18 protein-coding genes and 1 pseudogene are annotated in these 16,619 nt (G+C 68.7%); 16 read left to right on the top strand and 3 right to left on the bottom strand.

Features of this window, described 5'->3' with window-relative positions; translation table 11 throughout:
* The first annotated feature begins 76 nt into the window (after positions 1-76).
* Complete coding sequence (locus ACH4NX_RS21675; protein WP_351392654.1) at positions 77-2,113, top strand: ATP-dependent DNA helicase; 2,037 nt, start codon at positions 77-79, stop codon at positions 2,111-2,113.
* Between the two features lie 130 nt (positions 2,114-2,243).
* Here ACH4NX_RS21675 and lexA read toward each other — a convergent pair whose 3' ends face one another.
* Positions 2,244-3,023 carry a transcriptional repressor LexA gene (lexA, locus tag ACH4NX_RS21670; protein WP_351392657.1) on the bottom strand — a complete coding sequence of 260 codons (780 nt, stop codon included), beginning with the start codon at positions 3,021-3,023 and terminating at the stop codon, positions 2,244-2,246.
* 556 nt (positions 3,024-3,579) lie between these two features.
* On the opposite strand from lexA, the gene nrdR reads away from it, so the two are divergent.
* Together nrdR and ACH4NX_RS21660 are read left to right on the top strand one after the other, a co-directional pair.
* Complete coding sequence (nrdR, locus tag ACH4NX_RS21665; RefSeq protein ID WP_351392660.1) at positions 3,580-4,131, top strand: transcriptional regulator NrdR; 552 nt, start codon at positions 3,580-3,582, stop codon at positions 4,129-4,131.
* 167 nt (positions 4,132-4,298) lie between these two features.
* Entirely contained in the window at positions 4,299-7,193 is a 2,895-nt protein-coding gene (locus tag ACH4NX_RS21660) for a vitamin B12-dependent ribonucleotide reductase (RefSeq protein WP_351392663.1), read from the top strand.
* A 126-nt stretch (positions 7,194-7,319) separates the two neighbouring features.
* Here ACH4NX_RS21660 and ACH4NX_RS21655 read toward each other — a convergent pair whose 3' ends face one another.
* Positions 7,320-7,853, bottom strand: a complete 534-nt coding sequence (locus ACH4NX_RS21655) for a TerD family protein (RefSeq protein WP_398128314.1) — start codon at positions 7,851-7,853, stop codon at positions 7,320-7,322.
* Between the two features lie 158 nt (positions 7,854-8,011).
* On the opposite strand from ACH4NX_RS21655, the gene ACH4NX_RS21650 reads away from it, so the two are divergent.
* The 3 genes from ACH4NX_RS21650 (at position 8,012) to ACH4NX_RS21640 (ending at position 10,315) form a co-directional block, all read left to right on the top strand.
* Entirely contained in the window at positions 8,012-8,617 is a 606-nt protein-coding gene (locus ACH4NX_RS21650) for a YdbC family protein (RefSeq protein ID WP_351392669.1), read from the top strand.
* A 120-nt stretch (positions 8,618-8,737) separates the two neighbouring features.
* On the top strand, positions 8,738-9,397 hold the full coding sequence (locus ACH4NX_RS21645) for a histidine phosphatase family protein (RefSeq protein ID WP_351392672.1): 660 nt from the start codon (positions 8,738-8,740) through the stop codon (positions 9,395-9,397).
* Between the two features lie 12 nt (positions 9,398-9,409).
* Positions 9,410-10,315 carry an ADP-ribosylglycohydrolase family protein gene (locus ACH4NX_RS21640; RefSeq protein ID WP_398128313.1) on the top strand — a complete coding sequence of 302 codons (906 nt, stop codon included), beginning with the start codon at positions 9,410-9,412 and terminating at the stop codon, positions 10,313-10,315.
* Positions 10,316-10,582: 267 nt separating this feature from the next.
* On the opposite strand, the pseudogene ACH4NX_RS21635 reads toward ACH4NX_RS21640, so the two are convergent.
* A pseudogene (locus ACH4NX_RS21635) lies at positions 10,583-12,025 on the bottom strand (MFS transporter); the annotation flags it as partial.
* A gap of 258 nt (positions 12,026-12,283) precedes the next feature.
* Here ACH4NX_RS21635 and ACH4NX_RS21630 point away from each other — a divergent pair.
* The 10 genes from ACH4NX_RS21630 to ACH4NX_RS21585 all read left to right on the top strand — a co-directional run bounded on the left by ACH4NX_RS21630 (position 12,284) and on the right by ACH4NX_RS21585 (position 16,601).
* Positions 12,284-12,592, top strand: coding sequence for a hypothetical protein (locus ACH4NX_RS21630; RefSeq protein ID WP_398128312.1), 309 nt, complete (start codon positions 12,284-12,286; stop codon positions 12,590-12,592).
* Between the two features lie 492 nt (positions 12,593-13,084).
* A complete protein-coding gene (locus ACH4NX_RS21625; RefSeq protein WP_398128311.1) occupies positions 13,085-13,408 on the top strand; it encodes a hypothetical protein in 324 nt (107 codons plus the stop codon).
* Complete coding sequence (locus ACH4NX_RS21620; protein WP_398128310.1) at positions 13,401-13,649, top strand: hypothetical protein; 249 nt, start codon at positions 13,401-13,403, stop codon at positions 13,647-13,649. The genes ACH4NX_RS21625 and ACH4NX_RS21620 overlap by 8 nt, the downstream gene beginning before the upstream one ends.
* Positions 13,631-14,374 carry a hypothetical protein gene (locus ACH4NX_RS21615; protein WP_398128309.1) on the top strand — a complete coding sequence of 248 codons (744 nt, stop codon included), beginning with the start codon at positions 13,631-13,633 and terminating at the stop codon, positions 14,372-14,374. Before ACH4NX_RS21620 ends, ACH4NX_RS21615 begins: the two co-directional genes overlap by 19 nt.
* Positions 14,367-14,570: a hypothetical protein gene (locus ACH4NX_RS21610; protein WP_398128308.1), complete on the top strand. Its 204-nt coding sequence runs from the start codon at positions 14,367-14,369 to the stop codon at positions 14,568-14,570. Before ACH4NX_RS21615 ends, ACH4NX_RS21610 begins: the two co-directional genes overlap by 8 nt.
* Complete coding sequence (locus tag ACH4NX_RS21605) at positions 14,570-14,818, top strand: hypothetical protein (protein ID WP_398128307.1); 249 nt, start codon at positions 14,570-14,572, stop codon at positions 14,816-14,818. Before ACH4NX_RS21610 ends, ACH4NX_RS21605 begins: the two co-directional genes overlap by 1 nt.
* A 168-nt stretch (positions 14,819-14,986) precedes the next feature.
* Positions 14,987-15,358, top strand: a complete 372-nt coding sequence (locus tag ACH4NX_RS21600; RefSeq protein ID WP_398128306.1) for a hypothetical protein — start codon at positions 14,987-14,989, stop codon at positions 15,356-15,358.
* A gap of 66 nt (positions 15,359-15,424) precedes the next feature.
* Complete coding sequence (locus tag ACH4NX_RS21595; protein ID WP_398128305.1) at positions 15,425-15,580, top strand: hypothetical protein; 156 nt, start codon at positions 15,425-15,427, stop codon at positions 15,578-15,580.
* A gap of 42 nt (positions 15,581-15,622) precedes the next feature.
* Positions 15,623-16,354 (top strand): hypothetical protein, encoded by a 732-nt coding sequence (locus tag ACH4NX_RS21590; protein ID WP_398128304.1) that lies wholly within the window; start codon positions 15,623-15,625, stop codon positions 16,352-16,354.
* The gene (locus tag ACH4NX_RS21585) at positions 16,347-16,601 is read left to right on the top strand and encodes a hypothetical protein (protein ID WP_398128303.1); all 255 of its coding nucleotides are present in this window, start codon (positions 16,347-16,349) and stop codon (positions 16,599-16,601) included. Before ACH4NX_RS21590 ends, ACH4NX_RS21585 begins: the two co-directional genes overlap by 8 nt.
* The last annotated feature ends 18 nt before the right edge of the window (positions 16,602-16,619 follow it).

Below are 16,619 nucleotides of genomic sequence, written 5' to 3'. Positions count from 1 at the left end.
CCCTCCCGCCCCTCCTGCCCCTCGCTCCCGCCTTGCTCGCCCGTTTGTCAGTGCCGGGCCGTAGGGTGGTCGCGCTATGACGAAGCCCTCACTCCCCGAACTCCTGCACGCCGCCGTCACCGCCGTCGGCGGCACGGAGCGTCCCGGCCAGGTGGCCATGGCCGAAGCCGTCGAGGAAGCCATCGACGGCGGCTCCCATCTGCTGGTCCAGGCCGGCACCGGCACCGGCAAGTCCCTGGGCTATCTGGTGCCTGCCCTGGCCCATGGGGAGCGGGTCGTGGTGGCCACCGCGACCCTGGCTCTCCAGCGCCAGCTGGTCGAGCGGGACCTGCCCCGTACGGTCGACGCACTCCATCCCCAGCTGCGTCGCCGCCCTGAGTTCGCGATGCTCAAGGGCAGGTCGAACTACCTGTGCCTGCACCGGCTCCACGAGGGTGTCCCGCAGGACGAGGAGGAAGGCCTCTTCGACCAGTTCGAGGCCGCCGCACCCAGCAGCAAGCTGGGCCAGGACCTGCTGCGGATGCGCGACTGGGCGGACGAGACGGAGACGGGCGACCGCGACGACCTCACTCCCGGTGTCTCCGACCGTGCCTGGTCGCAGGTGTCGGTGTCCTCCCGGGAGTGCCTCGGCGCCTCGAAGTGCGCCTACGGCGCCGAGTGCTTCGCCGAGATGGCCCGTGAGCGCGCCAAGCTCTCCGAGGTCGTCGTCACCAACCACGCCCTCCTCGCGATCGACGCCATCGAGGGCGCACCGGTCCTGCCGCAGCACGAGGTGCTGATCGTCGACGAGGCCCACGAGCTGGTCTCCCGTGTCACCGGCGTCGCCACCGGCGAACTCACCCCCGGCCAGGTCAACCGCGCGGTGCGGCGGGCCGCGAAGCTGGTCAACGAGAAGGCCGCCGACCAGCTCCAGACGGCGGCCGAGGGCTTCGAGCGGCTCATGGAACTGGCGCTGCCGGGCCGCCTCGAGGAGGTCCCGGAGGACCTGGGCTACGCGCTGATGGCGCTGCGCGACGCCTGCCGTACGGTCATCTCCGCGATCGGCGCGACCCGCGACAAGTCCGTGCAGGACGAGGACGCCGTCCGCAAGCAGGCGCTGGCCTCGGTGGAGTCGGTGCACGACGTGGCGGAGCGGATCAGTAACGGCTCCGAGTGGGACGTCGTCTGGTACGAGCGGCACGAGCCCCGCGGCCCAGCCGCATATCGGCACAGTGGCGCCTCGCTGCGGGTCGCCCCCATGTCCGTCGCGGGCCTGCTGCGCGAGAAGCTCTTCAGCGACCGTTCGGTCGTCCTGACCTCCGCGACCCTGAAGCTGGGCGGCGACTTCAACGGTGTCGGAGCCTCCCTCGGCCTCGCCCCGGAGGGCACCGAGGGCGACGACATCCCCCAGTGGAAGGGCTTCGACGTCGGATCGCCCTTCGACTACCGCAGGCAGGGCATCCTGTACGTCGCCAAGCACCTGGCCCGCCCCGCTCGCGACGGAGACCGCGGCGACATGCTCGACGAGCTGACGGAACTCATCCAGGCGGCAGGCGGCCGTACGCTGGGGCTGTTCTCCTCGATGCGGGCGGCCCAGCTGGCCGCCGAGGAACTGCGCTCCCGCATTCCGGAGTACCCGATCCTGCTCCAGGGCGAGGAGACCCTCGGTGAGCTGATCAAGAACTTCGCGGCCGACCCGAAGACCTGCCTCTTCGGCACGCTGTCGCTCTGGCAGGGCGTCGATGTCCCCGGGCCGAGCTGTCAGCTGGTCGTCATGGACAAGATCCCGTTCCCTCGCCCGGACGACCCCTTGATGAGCGCCCGCCAGAAGGCGGTGGAGGAGGCCGGCGGCAACGGCTTCATGTCGGTCGCCGCCACGCACGCCGCGCTGCTGATGGCCCAGGGCGCGGGCCGTCTCGTACGGGCTTCGGGTGACCGAGGCGTGGTCGCCGTACTGGACCAGCGACTGGCGACGGCCCGGTACGGGAGCTATCTCAAGGCGTCGATGCCCGACTTCTGGTTCACCACGGACCGCAACCAGGTCCGCAGGTCACTCGCCGCGATCGACGCGACGGCACGGCAGACGGAGACAGAAACAGCGACGGCGAAGGAGACGGCGACCGAAAGCGACTGAGCGCGGAGCCGCACGTCGGTCCCGTGGGGCCGGTGCTCAGCACAGCGCGGGGCCCCGGAACCGGCGCAGAGGTTCCGGGGCCCGGTCGGTCGGCGAGTCGCTGTCGCGAAGCACCCGCCCGCCATGGCGCTCAGACGCGGCGCAGTACGGCCACCACCTTGCCGAGGATGGTCGCGTCGTCACCGGGGATCGGCTCGTACGCCGAGTTGTGCGGGAGGAGCCAGACGTGGCCGTCCTCGCGCTTGAAGCGCTTCACGGTGGCCTCGCCGTCGAGCATGGCGGCCACGATGTCGCCGTTCTCGGCGACCGGCTGGCGGCGGACCGTGACCCAGTCGCCGTCGCAGATGGCGGCCTCGATCATCGAGTCGCCGACGACCTTCAGGACGAACAGCTCGCCGTCGCCGACCAGCTGCCGGGGCAGAGGGAAGACGTCCTCGACGGACTCCTCGGCGAGGATCGGGCCACCGGCGGCGATGCGCCCGACGAGCGGGACGTACGACGCGGCCGGCTTGCCGGCGGTGTCCGTGGGCTGCACGGAGGCGGCCTGGTCGGAGCCGCGCACCTCGTAGGCGCGCGGGCGGTGCGGGTCGCGGCGCAGGAAGCCCTTGCGCTCCAGCGCCATCAGCTGGTGCGCGACGGAGGAGGTGCTGGAGAGGCCGACGGCCTGACCGATCTCCCGCATCGACGGCGGGTATCCGCGCCGCTGCACCGAGTCGCGGATGACTTCGATCACCCGGCGCTGTCGGTCGGTGAGTCCCGAGCTGTCCGCCCGGATGCCGGGAGGTCGGCCCGGCAGGGAGCGCTTGTGCCCCTCGGGATTCGTGGCGTCGCTCATCGCGTGCACCGGCTCAGGTCGGCCCTGGGGGCGGTCCTGGGCAGTGATGGCGGCACTGTCGGCGGTGGTGGTCACGTCGGCCCCTCTCGATGGTCTCCCTGCTGCACAACGGTAGTAGCTTTCGAAAGGTTGCGCCAAACACACGTTCGAGTGAAAAAACGCGAATCGCCCACCCGGATCGTGAGTCTGGGTGTATGGCTCTCGCGGTGCCCGGCGGACAAAAGGGCCCATTGCTGTACTCTTCACCGCCGTGGTGACAACCTCGGGGAGGTCGCCCCAGTCTGCCATCCGGCATCCCGTTCGACGGCGTGGGTCCCCCATCTGTGCGGTAGTCCCACGTCCCCTCCTCGCGGCGCCCACGGTATCTCCGCATGCCCCCGGGCGATACGGCCGCGCGTCCGCCGTGTTGCCGTTCCCGTACGGCGCCTGTACGTACGGGAGCGACACGGGTGCAGGGCGTGTATGTGTGAGCCAATCCCCACATCTAGTGGTTGGATTGCATCAGCGGCCCACAAGTTGTGGTCCCCCGGGTCTTCGGGCCCGCCGGGATCGCCTATGCTGGGGGCTGCTTCGAGGGGCCTGAAGGGCCTCGCGAGGCTATTGAGTCTGCTGTGAGGAGGGTTCGGAGATCATGCACTGCCCCTTCTGCAGGCACCCCGACAGCCGCGTCGTCGACAGTCGTACGACCGACGACGGCACGTCGATCCGCAGGCGCCGCCAGTGCCCTGACTGCTCCCGTCGTTTCACGACCGTGGAGACCTGTTCGCTCATGGTGGTGAAGCGGTCCGGGGTCACCGAGCCGTTCAGCCGAACCAAGATCATCAACGGTGTGCGCAAGGCCTGCCAGGGCCGGCCCGTCACCGAGGACGCGCTCGCGCAACTCGGCCAGCGGGTCGAGGAGGCGGTGCGGGCCACCGGCAGTGCCGAGCTGACCACCCACGACGTGGGGCTGGCCATACTCGGCCCGTTGCAGGAACTCGATCTCGTCGCCTATCTGCGATTCGCCTCCGTCTATCGGGCGTTCGACTCGCTCGAGGACTTCGAGGCCGCGATCGCGGAGCTCAGGGAGGCGACGGGGCACCCCGGCGAAGACGGCGATGACGCCGGCGCGGGGAGCCAGGAGAACGACCGCGGGTCCACGGGGACGGCACAGGTCCCCGAACCCGCAGGCGCCGCCGACTGACCGGCGGGCCGGACCCGGACTCAGGCGCCCGGGCCCGGCCGGACGGCGGCGAGTGACAAAGACCTGTTGCGGGCGGAGTCAGAGATGCCCGCAACACAAGACAGAACACCGTGTCACGGGAACAATCGTGGCACTTCAGGGCGTTTTCGCCCGTACAGGGAGGCGGCATGACAGAGACGGCGAGCGGTCCGGCACGGAGTTCCCGCGCCAAGGGCACCAAGGCGGGCAAGGGACTCCGCGTCGAGCGCGTCCACACCACTCCCGGAGTCCACCCCTACGACGAGGTGGCCTGGGAGCGTCGTGACGTCGTCATGACCAATTGGCGCGACGGCTCGGTCAACTTCGAGCAGCGTGGCGTCGAGTTCCCCGAGTTCTGGTCGGTGAACGCGGTCAACATCGTCACCAGCAAGTACTTCCGGGGTGCCGTCGGCACCCCGCAGCGCGAGGTGAGCCTGAAGCAGCTCATCGACCGCATCGTGAAGACGTACCGGAAGGCCGGCGAGGACCACAGGTACTTCGCCTCGCCCGCCGACGCGGAGATCTTCGAGCACGAGCTGGCCTACGCCCTCCTGCACCAGATCTTCAGCTTCAACAGCCCGGTCTGGTTCAACGTCGGCACGCCCCAGCCGCAGCAGGTGTCCGCCTGCTTCATCCTGTCCGTCGACGACTCCATGGAGTCGATCCTCGACTGGTACAAGGAAGAGGGCATGATCTTCAAGGGCGGCTCGGGCGCCGGCCTGAACCTCTCCCGGATCCGTTCCTCCAAGGAACTGCTCTCCTCCGGCGGCAACGCCTCCGGCCCGGTCTCCTTCATGCGCGGCGCCGACGCCTCCGCCGGCACGATCAAGTCCGGTGGCGCCACCCGCCGGGCCGCCAAGATGGTCATCCTCGACGTCGACCACCCCGACATCGAGGACTTCATCGAGACCAAGGTCAAGGAAGAGGAGAAGATCCGCGCCCTGCGCGACGCGGGCTTCGACATGGACCTGGGCGGCGACGACATCACGTCCGTCCAGTACCAGAACGCCAACAACTCGGTCCGCGTGAACGACACGTTCATGAAGGCCGTCCAGGAGGGCGGCAAGTTCGCCCTGACGTCCCGCATGACCGGTGAGGTCATCGAGGAGGTCGAGGCCAAGTCGCTCTTCCGCAAGATGGCCGAGGCGGCCTGGGCCTGCGCCGACCCGGGCATCCAGTACGACGACACCATCAACCACTGGCACACCTGCCCGGAGTCCGGCCGCATCAACGGCTCGAACCCGTGCAGCGAGTACATGCACCTGGACAACACGTCCTGCAACCTCGCCTCGCTGAACCTGATGAAGTTCCTGAAGGACGACGGCAAGGGCCGCCAGTCCTTCGACGCCGAGCGTTTCGCGAAGGTCGTCGAACTCGTCATCACCGCGATGGACATCTCCATCTGCTTCGCGGACTTCCCGACCCAGAAGATCGGCGAGAACACCCGCGCATACCGCCAGCTCGGCATCGGCTACGCCAACCTCGGCGCCCTGCTCATGGCGACCGGCCACGCGTACGACTCCGACGGCGGCCGTGCCCTGGCCGGCTCCATCACCTCCCTGATGACCGGTACGTCGTACAAGCGCTCCGCCGAGCTCGCCGCGATCGTCGGTCCGTACGACGGCTACGCCCGCAACGCGCAGCCGCACCTGCGGGTCATGAAGCAGCACTCCGACGAGAACGCCAAGGCCGTCCGCATGGACGACCTGGACACGCCGATCTGGGCTGCCGCCACCGAGGCCTGGCAGGACGTTCTGCGCCTCGGCGAGAAGAACGGCTTCCGCAACGCCCAGGCGTCCGTCATCGCCCCGACCGGCACCATCGGTCTGGCGATGTCCTGCGACACCACCGGCCTCGAGCCCGACCTCGCCCTGGTCAAGTTCAAGAAGCTGGTCGGCGGCGGCTCGATGCAGATCGTCAACGGCACCGTCCCGCAGGCCCTGCGCCGCCTGGGTTACCAGGAGGAGCAGATCGAGGCGATCGTCGCCCACATCGCCGAGCACGGCAACGTGATCGACGCCCCCGGCCTCAAGCACGAGCACTACGAGGTCTTCGACTGCGCCATGGGCGAGCGTTCCATCTCCGCGATGGGCCACGTCCGCATGATGGCCGCGATCCAGCCGTGGATCTCCGGCGCCCTCTCCAAGACGGTCAACCTGCCGGAGTCGGCGACCGTCGAGGACGTCGAGGAGGTCTACTTCGAGGCCTGGAAGATGGGCGTCAAGGCACTCGCCATCTACCGCGACAACTGCAAGGTCGGCCAGCCCCTCTCCGCCAAGACCAAGGAGAAGGAGAAGACCGAGGTCACGGAGAAGACCGAAGCGGCCATCCGCGAGACGGTCGAGAAGGTCGTCGAGTACCGCCCGGTCCGCAAGCGCCTCCCGAAGGGACGTCCCGGCATCACCACCTCCTTCACGGTCGGCGGTGCCGAGGGCTACATGACCGCCAACTCCTACCCGGACGACGGTCTCGGTGAGGTCTTCCTGAAGATGTCCAAGCAGGGCTCGACCCTCGCGGGCATGATGGACGCCTTCTCCATCGCGGTCTCCGTCGGCCTCCAGTACGGCGTGCCGCTGGAGACGTACGTCTCGAAGTTCACCAACATGCGTTTCGAGCCGGCCGGTATGACAGACGACCCGGACGTGCGGATGGCGCAGTCGATCGTCGACTACATCTTCCGCCGCCTGGCGCTGGACTTCCTGCCCTTCGAGACGCGCTCCGCGCTCGGCATCCACTCCGCCGAGGAGCGTCAGCGTCACCTGGAGACGGGCTCGTACGAGCCGTCCGACGACGAGCTCGACGTCGAGGGTCTGGCCCAGTCCGCGCCGCGCGCCCAGGAGCTGAAGGCCGTCGTCACGCCGAAGGCCGAGGTCGAGGCGGCCAAGCCCGCCCCGCAGCAGGCCCACACCAGCGCCGAACTGGTGGAGATGCAGCTGGGCATCCAGGCCGACGCCCCGCTGTGCTTCTCCTGCGGCACGAAGATGCAGCGCGCCGGTTCCTGCTACATCTGCGAGGGCTGCGGCTCGACCAGCGGTTGCAGCTGACCCGCAGGTCCGCATCGCGTAGGAACCACGTCCCGTAGGCCGTGAGTAAGGGGCGTCCGCCATGGCGGACGCCCCTTACCCGTGCGCTGGTTCAGCTATGCGCCGGCTGCTCGTACGCCGTTGCCGTCAGGGTCGGCGGGTCGCGCCCATCGTGGCGGCGAACGTGGCCGGATCGCCCTCGAATCCGTGCACGCCGGCCCGGAACTCCCATGCCCCCGTCTCGTCGCGGACGAACTCCGCGACCGTCGCCGCCGTCGCGCCCAGGACACCGCTGAAGTCGTCCGCGGCGAGTTCGGTGTAACCCTCACGGATGCGCAGGCCCGGGCTGCCCACGTCCGCGAAGGTCCGGTCCTCGGTACGCTGCTGGATCGCGACGCCCACCACCACGCGCGCGTACCGGGCGGCGAGCCGCTCCAGCTCCAGCGTCATGACCTCGTCGAAGCCGAAGCCCTTGCCGTCCCGGCTGTCCCGGTTCAGGTAGATGGTGCCGTCGGGGGAGCGGCTGTCGAAGTGCACCACGTAGGAGGGATCGCCGTACGGGTCATCCACCGGATAGGTTCCGGCCACGACGTCCAGGTCGGCGGGTGGCTGCCCCGCCGGACTCGGGTCCCACCGCAGCGCGATCTCCACCTTGCGAATGCCCTTGCTGAGGCCGTTCACAGACTTCCCCTTCCCAGGTCCCCGCCCCTTGCCCGACCACCTCAACTGCCGAGCGGTGACGGCCGGTTGTCCATCCTGCCACGCACAGCGAGGAGAGTGCGGACAACCGGTCCTCCGGAGAGTGACCGGTGCCACGTTCCCTGGCCTACCATGGCGCGGTGCTGGTCAAGTGGATTCGCTGCACCGTGGTGGACCGCCGCGGTTTCGAGCGGGGGCAGCGGAAGTGGGCGGGGCTTCCGGGGGAGCCGGGTTTTCGGGGACAGGGGGGTGGCTGGAGCCGGGCGCGGCCGGACGTGGCGCACGTCTTCGCCTTCTGGGAGAGCCGTGCCTTCTACGACTCCTTCATGGCCCGCTCCCACGACCGGCTGGCCTCAGCCCAGGCGGGCACCTTCAAGGACGCCCAGGTCAGGCTCTTCGACTACCGGTTCGACGTGAAGACCGGGTTCGAACCGCGCTTCACGGACGCCGACCTGCTGCGGGTGGCCCTCTGCCGCGTCCACGAGGAACGGGCCGAGCACTACGTCCTCATGCAGGAGAAGGTCTGGAACCCCGCGATGGCCGGCTCGCCCGGCATGGTCCGCGGGTTGTTCGGCGAGGCGCCGGGGAACGAGTACCTGGTGCTGTCGATGTGGCGGTCGGCGGCCGAGCACGGCAAATACCGCACCGAACGGGTGGAGCGGCTCGCCCTGCGCGCCCAGACGGAGGCCGACATCGCGGCGCTGACGGGCGACATCGTGCAACTGGAGCCCTCCTGGACCGTCTGACGTCCGGACCGGCTTCCTGATGTCGACGTGTGACGACCCCGGTGGGGAAACTGTGTGACGTACGCCGTATGGGGCCCCTTCGGGTGCTGGTAACCAGCCGTCCCGATCTAGGGTTCTGTCATGGCACGACCACGGCGCATCGTTCTTGTCCGGCACGGCGAGTCGACGGGCAATGTCGATGACTCCGTGTACGAGCGCGAACCCGACCACGCGCTGGCACTCACCGAACGGGGCCGGGCGGAGGCGGAGGAGACGGGCGAGGGGCTGCGCGAGGTGTTCGGCAGCGAGCGGGTCAGCGTGTACGTCTCCCCGTACCGCCGGACCCACGAGACGCTGCGCGCCTTCCGCCTCGACCCGGGGCTCATACGGATACGCGAGGAGCCCCGGCTGCGTGAGCAGGACTGGGGCAACTGGCAGGACCGCGACGACGTGCGCCTCCAGAAGGCCTACCGGGACGCCTACGGCCACTTCTTCTACCGCTTCGCCCAGGGCGAGTCCGGTGCCGACGTGTACGACCGGGTCGGCGGCTTCCTGGAGAGCCTGTTCCGCAGCTTCGAGGACCCCGACCACCCGCCGAACGTCCTCCTGGTGACCCACGGCCTGGCGATGCGGCTGTTCTGCATGCGGTGGTTCCACTGGACGGTCGCGGAATTCGAGTCGCTGTCGAACCCGGGGAACGGCGAGATGCGGATGCTCGTTCTCGGTGAGGACGGCAGGTACACCCTTGACCGCCCCTTCGAACGCTGGCGAGATCCGGAACCGTACGGGATCACCGGATAGAGTGGCAGGGCGATGACCGCTCATTCATCTCCTGACGGGCGCCTGGACCGGGCCCTGTCCAGCCTGCGCGGACTGTCGGTCGGTGACGCGCTGGGCTCCCAGTTCTTCGTGCCCGCCAACTACCCGCTCCTGAAGCGCCGCGAGCTGCCTCCCGGTACCTGGCAGTGGACGGACGACACGGAAATGGCCTGTTCCGTGGTCTCCGTCCTGGCCACCCACCATCGCGTCGACCAGGACGCGCTGGCGCTCTCCTTCGCCCGGCACCACGACTTCGACCGCGGCTACGGCCCCGCGGTCAACCGGCTGCTGCGACTGGTCCGGGAAGGCGGTGACTGGCGCGAGCTCGCCGCCGCGCTGTTCAACGGCCAGGGGTCCTGGGGCAACGGGGCGGCGATGCGCATCGCGCCGCTCGGCGCCTGGTACGCGGACGACCCCGAGCAGGCGACCCACCAGGCGGAGATCTCCGCCTACCCCACGCATCAGCACCGTGAGGCGGTGGTCGGCGCCATGGCGGTCGCCGCGGCCGCGGCCCTGGCCGCGGACCCGGCCGGCCCGCCCACCCCGCACGCCCTCCTCGACGGTGTCGTCGCCCTCGTACCCAAGAGCGCGGTCGGCGCCGGACTGCGACGTGCCCGGGACATGCTCGACTACGGCGACGCGACCACGGTCGCGGCGGTACTGGGCTGCGGCAGGCGTACGACCGCCCACGACACGGTTCCCTTCGCCCTCTGGTCCGCGGCGCGCGCCCTCGGTAGTTACGAGCGTGCTTTCTGGACGACCGCACAGGTCGGCGGGGACGTGGACACGACCTGCGCGATCGTGGGCGGGGTGGTCGCCGCCGACCGGGCGGGAGCGCCGCCGGCCGAGTGGGCGGGGCGGGTCGAGGCGCTGCCCGGGTGGATGACGGTGTCGACCTAGTCGACTCTCCGTGTGCGGCGGGAACTCTCCGTGACCGGTCGTTCGTTGTCGTGACATCCGCTGTGCGAGGCATGGGCCCCGCACGCTGCCGGGAGTGTCGCGAGGAGGTGGGTCATGGAGGTTCTGCCGGCGGCTGTCGTCGCACTGCTGTTGTTCGTGCTGTTCGCCCGCTGGGCTGTGACGCTTGCCGGAAGCACGTCTGGCGGGGTCCTGCGGCAGGCGTCACGCGCGCCCGCCGCAGGACCCCGCCAGGCCCGCGCCGTATCGTCAGCCCATTCCCGGCCCGGCCGAGCCGGACAGTGCCTCCAGGTCGCTCTTGCGTACCCGGATGACCAGCCATGCCGTGGCCAGGGCGAGTACGGCCATCGCGGCAGCCGGAATGAAGGCCGCGGAAATGCCCTGCGCCAGTACTTCGTGACCCCATGGCGCCGGCAGCTGGTGCGTCTGGGCGAATTCCGCCTTCTGTTCCGCCGAGCCGTCGGCGAGGAAGTCCGCCCCCTGCTTCTCCGCCTCGTCCTTGGTGGCCGTGCCGAACACCGTCGTCAGGATGGCGAGGCCGATCGACCCGCCCACCTGCTGCATCGCGTTGAGCAGGCCGGACGCCGCGCCCGCCTCGTGCTGGGCGACCCCGGAGACCGCGGTCAGCGTCAGCGTCACGAAGTTCAGTCCCATGCCGAACCCGAAGATCAGCATCGGCCCGAGCACGCCGCTGACGTAGGAGCTGTCGGAGCTGATCAAGGCCTGCCAGCCGAGCCCGATCGCGGCGAGCATCGACCCCACGAGCATGAACGGCTTCGGGCCGAACACGGGCAGGAACCGCTGAGACAGGCCCGCACCGAGCGCGATCACCACCGTGACCGGCAGGAAGGCCAGGCCGGCCTGGATGGGGGTGTAGCCCAGTACGTTCTGAACGAACAGGACGATGTAGAAGAACATGCCGAACATCGCCGCCGCCAGGCTCAGCATGATCACGTAGGTGCCGGAGCGGTTGCGGTCGGCGAACATCCGCAGCGGGGTGATCGGCTCCTTGGCCCGCGACTCGATGAACACGAAGGACAGCAGCAGGACCACCGAGGCCGCGAAGGAGCCGATGGTCAGGCCGTCCCGCCAGCCCTCGTCGGCGGCGCGGATGAAGCCGTAGACGAGGGAGGCCATACCCGCGGTCGAGGTCACCGCCCCGGCGATGTCGAAGCGTCCGGAGTGCCGCTCGGACTCGCTGATGTACAGCGGGGTGAGCACGGCGATCAGTACGCCGATCGGCACGTTGACGAAGAGCACCCAGCGCCAGTCGAGCCACTCGGTGAGCATGCCGCCGGCCAGCAGGCCTATGGCACCGCCGCCCGCGGACACGGCGGCGAAGACACCGAAGGCCCGGTTGCGTTCCGGCCCTTCGGGGAAGGTGGTGGTGATGAGTGCCAGGGACGTGGGCGACGCGATCGCGCCTCCCACGCCTTGCAGGACGCGCGCCGCCAGCAGTTGCCAGGGTTCCTGGGCGAAGCCGCCGAGCAGCGAGGCGAAGGTGAACAGCAGGATGCCGCTCATGAAGACCCGGCGGCGGCCGAGGATGTCACCGGCTCGGCCGCCGAGCAGGAGCAGGCCGCCGAAGGTGAGCGTGTAGGCACTGACGACCCAGGTGAGGTCGGTGGTGCTGAAGCTGAGTGCCTCTTGTATGTGCGGGAGGGCGATGTTCACAATCGTCGCGTCAGGGACTCCAAGATCACGCATCATCAGGTTCCGAATTCAGTACAACGGCTCTGACCAGCCGAAACGTACTCCTTGGGAACCGACCTCCACGGTCTCAGCTATCGGCCGCGTGGCTGCCTGAGCGCCGAGAGGCAGCAGGAGGGGGCCTGTGCCGCCGATCGAGGGAGTCCGGCGAACACGCGCGAGTCCTCACGGCGGTTACCCACCCGGAACGCTTAATTGAGCCATACGAGTGGCGACCTCCTTTTATGAAAGGTGACCAATATGGGCTCGCGAAAAAGGCGCCTTGCTGGAACCTTCCTCGGCCTGACCGCGCTGGCGGTGGTCGCGTATTTGGCAGTCACGAACAGTTCCTCGGAGCCGAACATGGACCGGCGAAGTTACGAGAGGGGCTACGGCGCTTTCGCAGATGCGTACCTGACTGCGAGTGAGGACGACCGCCGGGTGAACGAGCTGTACTGCGAGAGGCTGTGGGGGGCGTTTCCCACGGATGAGCTTGTTGGCGTCCACAAGAACGACTGGGTGCAAGGCTGCGCGGACTACGCGGAGGGAAAGCCCAGTCGGTTCGAGTAGGACCGCCGGCCGGCGGTGCGGGCCCCGGCTTCCTTCGGGAGGCGGGGGCCTTTGTCAGTGGCCGCCCCTACGCTGGGGCGCTAAGTGGGAAGCGGAGAAGATGCGGCACACCGTTCGTAAGAGGCCGGAGGGTCGGTGGCAATGCACTGGCTGTCGGGCCGCTTTCGTTTCCGAGGAGAACGCGCGGGCGGCGAAGTTTTCGTGTCCGCGCCGGCCGTTGCCGCATGGCTTCCGGCGGGAGCACATCGTGTACCCGACGTGGGGCACGGACCGCTGGTGTGAGAGCTGGGGGTGTCCTGACCCGGACCCGTCGCACGACTTCCACGGGCCGGGGCCGTTGTGTGACGACACGCAGTGTCCGTGCATGACGCACACCTGTGACTGCGACGTCTGCGAAGGCGTCGTTTCGGCCCCGGGGCTCAACGTGCTCCGGGACAATCATGAGGGCGGCGGCGAGGAGCTTCTGAGCCGCCTGGATCGAGTGGAGTAGATATGGCGGGGACACAGCAGAAATTGCAGTGGTACGAGGTGGGGGCGTCCGTCAACGGCGGCTTCGGGAAGGAGAGCGACTTTCCCGCGCTCTTTCAAATCAAGAGGAGCGACCGCGACGGGGGTCTCCGAGTCCACACCACCTTGCCCGGACACTTCCGGGTGGGTGCATTCGGGTTCGGGGTGGACTCCATCGAGCAGGGCCAGGCGTACGCCGAGGAAGTACTGAAGGACTTCTACCGCGCGCTGAAGAAGCAGATGGAGCCGAAGAAGGCGCCGGCGCGGGCCAGCAGCCTGTCGAAGGGGAAGGGGGCGGAGCGTGGCTGAGTCGTTGCCGGACTACGAGGTCCGGACGGCGGAGGACGTCACCCCGGAGGTCATCGAGATCATTCAGGGGATCGTCGAGGGCTGGTACGACAGTGGCCGCATCGACTGGGAGGATGTCTGGGACCGCGCCGAGAAGCAGCAGCTTGAGGACGGGCGGGAACTCGACTTCGGTAGCGACCTGGCTTCCCTCGCCCAGGAAAAGATCAAGAAGGAGATCAGGGCGTGGCGGAAACTGGGGTGACGAGCGTGGGCGGGCACATCATCGAGGGCCACCGCCGGGGCATCATGGCGCACCTGACGAGTTGGGTGCAGAACAACACGGGCGTGGTGACGGACCCGGAGGCCCTGGACAGTGCGAGCCTGGAGCAGGCGCTGGGCGAGGTGAACAGGGCCGTCTACGACACCGAGGGCGAGACCTACCGCAAGCCTCTGGGGGCGCAGGCCCAGCAGGTGCTCGCGGTGGCTGAGCTGGTGATGCAGCGGGCGGTGCACTACGTCGGCCGGGGTGACCAGTACGCCGAGGGCCAGTGCGTGCAGGCGGTGCATGTGCTGCTCGACGAGGCCGGCTCGTACTTTGCCGAGCTGGCCAAGGAGTGCACTGAGTGTGAGCAGTCGCACTACAGCGCGGGCATCTTGTGTCCCTCGTGTCGGAAGCCGTTCCAGGAGAACATGCCGGCCGAATGCCGCTGGTTCATCGTGTGCGGTGAGGAGGGCGACGAGAGGGACGTATGGTACCTGCGCAACGGCATCGGCTCCGAGACCCTGATCTTCGCGTACAACGCGGATCTGGGCTGGGAGGGCGAGCCGGAGGCGGAGCTGTGGGCGGCCGGGGTGATGAAGGCCGACTACGGGATTTCCGTCACGGGCTGGGAGCCCGCGTGGGAGGGAGAGCCCACGAACCTGTCGCCCGACTACTGGATTGCGGAGACGCAGACGGCTACGGAAGGGGGTGTGCGGCATGGGTGAGGAAGAGCCGAAGCCGCTGAAGGTCGTCGTGACGCTGGAGGTCACCTTGAAGGACCCGAGCGAGTGGACGACGGCGTTCGGAGTCGAGGGGCGACGCGAGATCGCGCAGGACGTGAAGCGCTACGTCGCCAGCCACCTGGCCACGGGCGGGGTGTTTTCCAACGGAGAGGTGCAGGCGGAGGTAGATCTGCGGTGATGGGCATCTATATCGACCAGCGAGCGCCTGGTGTGGCCGTCGTGTGGGAGGGCGGCAAAGGGTTCGGTCTCCGGCGATTTGCGGCGGACCCGCACTACGGCGAGGTCATCGTCCGGGGGGAGTCGGCAACGGACGTGAACCTGAACATGCGGAAGAAGGCCACGCCGGAGAACGTACAGGAGCACATCAACGGCATCTTCGACCGGTTGGCGAAGGAAGAGATCGCGCTGAAGGAGCCGGTCGAGTAGCAGGCCGGCGGTCGTGAGGGCCCCGCTTCGGCGGGGTTTTCGCATTTCAGGAGTCTCTGTCAGGAGTACCTGCGCCGACAGAGCTGATCCGCCGGCCGATTTCGTAGGGCCCCGCTCCGTTTGGAGCCGGGGCCCTTTTTCATGCCCGGATTCGGGGAGGGAGGGCGTATGCCCGAGGAAAAAGCGCCGCACGGGCGGTTTGGCTACGTCACGTGCGTGCCCAGTGAGCGCATGGACAACGACGAGTTCTGGGACCAGGTGCGGTACAGCCTGCTGGGGCTCGTCGGGCTGCGCATCGACGAGCTGGCGGAGGCCGGCGAGGCCGAGCTGGTGGAGCTGGGCAAGGGCGCGGCGTCGGTGATCGGGAGCCGGGGTGACCAGTTCCAGTTCCCGAAGGGGCAGAAGGTGAGCGGCGTGCTGGCCGAGCTGGTCTCGGGGTTCGCGGCTGCGGCGCGGCTAGCGGAGGGCGGGATCACCGGTCTCGGAGTACACGCGTGCTTCTACCCGCACGAAGGATGCCCGAAGGACGAGGACCGGTAGAGCAATCCAGTTTCGTGGCCCCGTTTCCGTGTGGGAGCGGGGCCTTTGGCATGTCTGGAGGCAGCAGTGCGGGTGATGTCGGTGTTGGGATTCCTGTTCCAGAGCAATGAGTCGGCGGTGGTGACGTCGGTGTGCCTGACGGTTGGCTTGATGGCCGTCGTGACGCTGGTGATGGGGGCGCAGGACCGGAAGGCGCGGAAGCGGCACCGGAAGAAGCGCTAGAAACTCCCCGGGATGTCAGAACTGGATGGTAGGAAGACGGATATGGACGAGCGGGAATTGAGGGAGCGGCGCGAGCGCATCGCCGCCTTCGTGCGGGGCTGGGAGGACGCGGGCCGGCCGGAGTCGCTGTACAGCGTGGGGGCGATGAGCCGGGCGATGGCCAAGGCGATGAACTTGGTCGAGTCCACGGCGCGGAAGTACCTGCGGGACGCGATCGACGCCGGCGTGTTGGTCGAGGTCAAGCACCTGGGGCGGTCGTTGCAGTTCCCCTGGCCGACCGAGGAACTCGCCAAGGGCGCCCCGGAGCGGTTCGTCCAGGGCAGCGTCAACCGTGGTCGGTTCTGGGTGACTGAGGACCACCAGTTGGGGCCGGCGATGACGAAGATCACCTTCGTGTTCACCCCGGAGCGTGTGAAGCAGGTGATGGACGAGGCGCGCGAGGCGGACGCACGGAAGGCTACGGAGCGGAAGCAGCGCGAAGAGGAGCGTCTGCGGCGGATGGCGGCGGAGGACGCTGCGGAAGCAGCCGTCTTCGCCAAGCACTACCCGGAGTTGACGCGGCTGCTGGGAGTGCTGCACGAGCGGGTGCAGGAGCCGGAGCGGATCGGGCAGGGCGTGCAGATGTACGCGGAGGAGCACCCGCGTGCCGGGGTCCTGGCGACGGTGAAGATCACGGTGCGCCGGCCGGAGGCGCTGGCCAAGTTGGCGGCCATCCTGCGGGATGGTCTGGGTACGGCCGTCGGGGACGGCCAGGAGGAGGACAAGGGTGAGTGAGCAGTCGCGTGCGGTCGTGATGCGTCCGCGAGAGGAAGTGCAGAAGCAGCTCGCGCAGGCGTGGGAGCGGCTGGAGGAGGCGTGCGAGGGGGAGATGCCGGGCACGCTGTGGGAGCTGCACGGTGTGGACCGTGAGGCGTTCGGGCTGCTGATCGAGGGCATGGTGCAGCTCGGTGAGAAGGTGGACCAGGAGATGCAGGATCTGGCCGGCCTCAAGCCCGTGGACGAGGTGATCCAGTCTCCGTAAGGACGCGGTTCCGGTTGG

Origin of the sequence: Streptomyces sp. NPDC017225, from assembly GCF_044331465.1 — a bacterium.
GTDB lineage: Bacteria > Actinomycetota > Actinomycetes > Streptomycetales > Streptomycetaceae > Streptomyces.
Note: the sequence above shows the minus strand (reverse complement) of the source record. Positions and strands in the feature narration are given on the sequence as shown.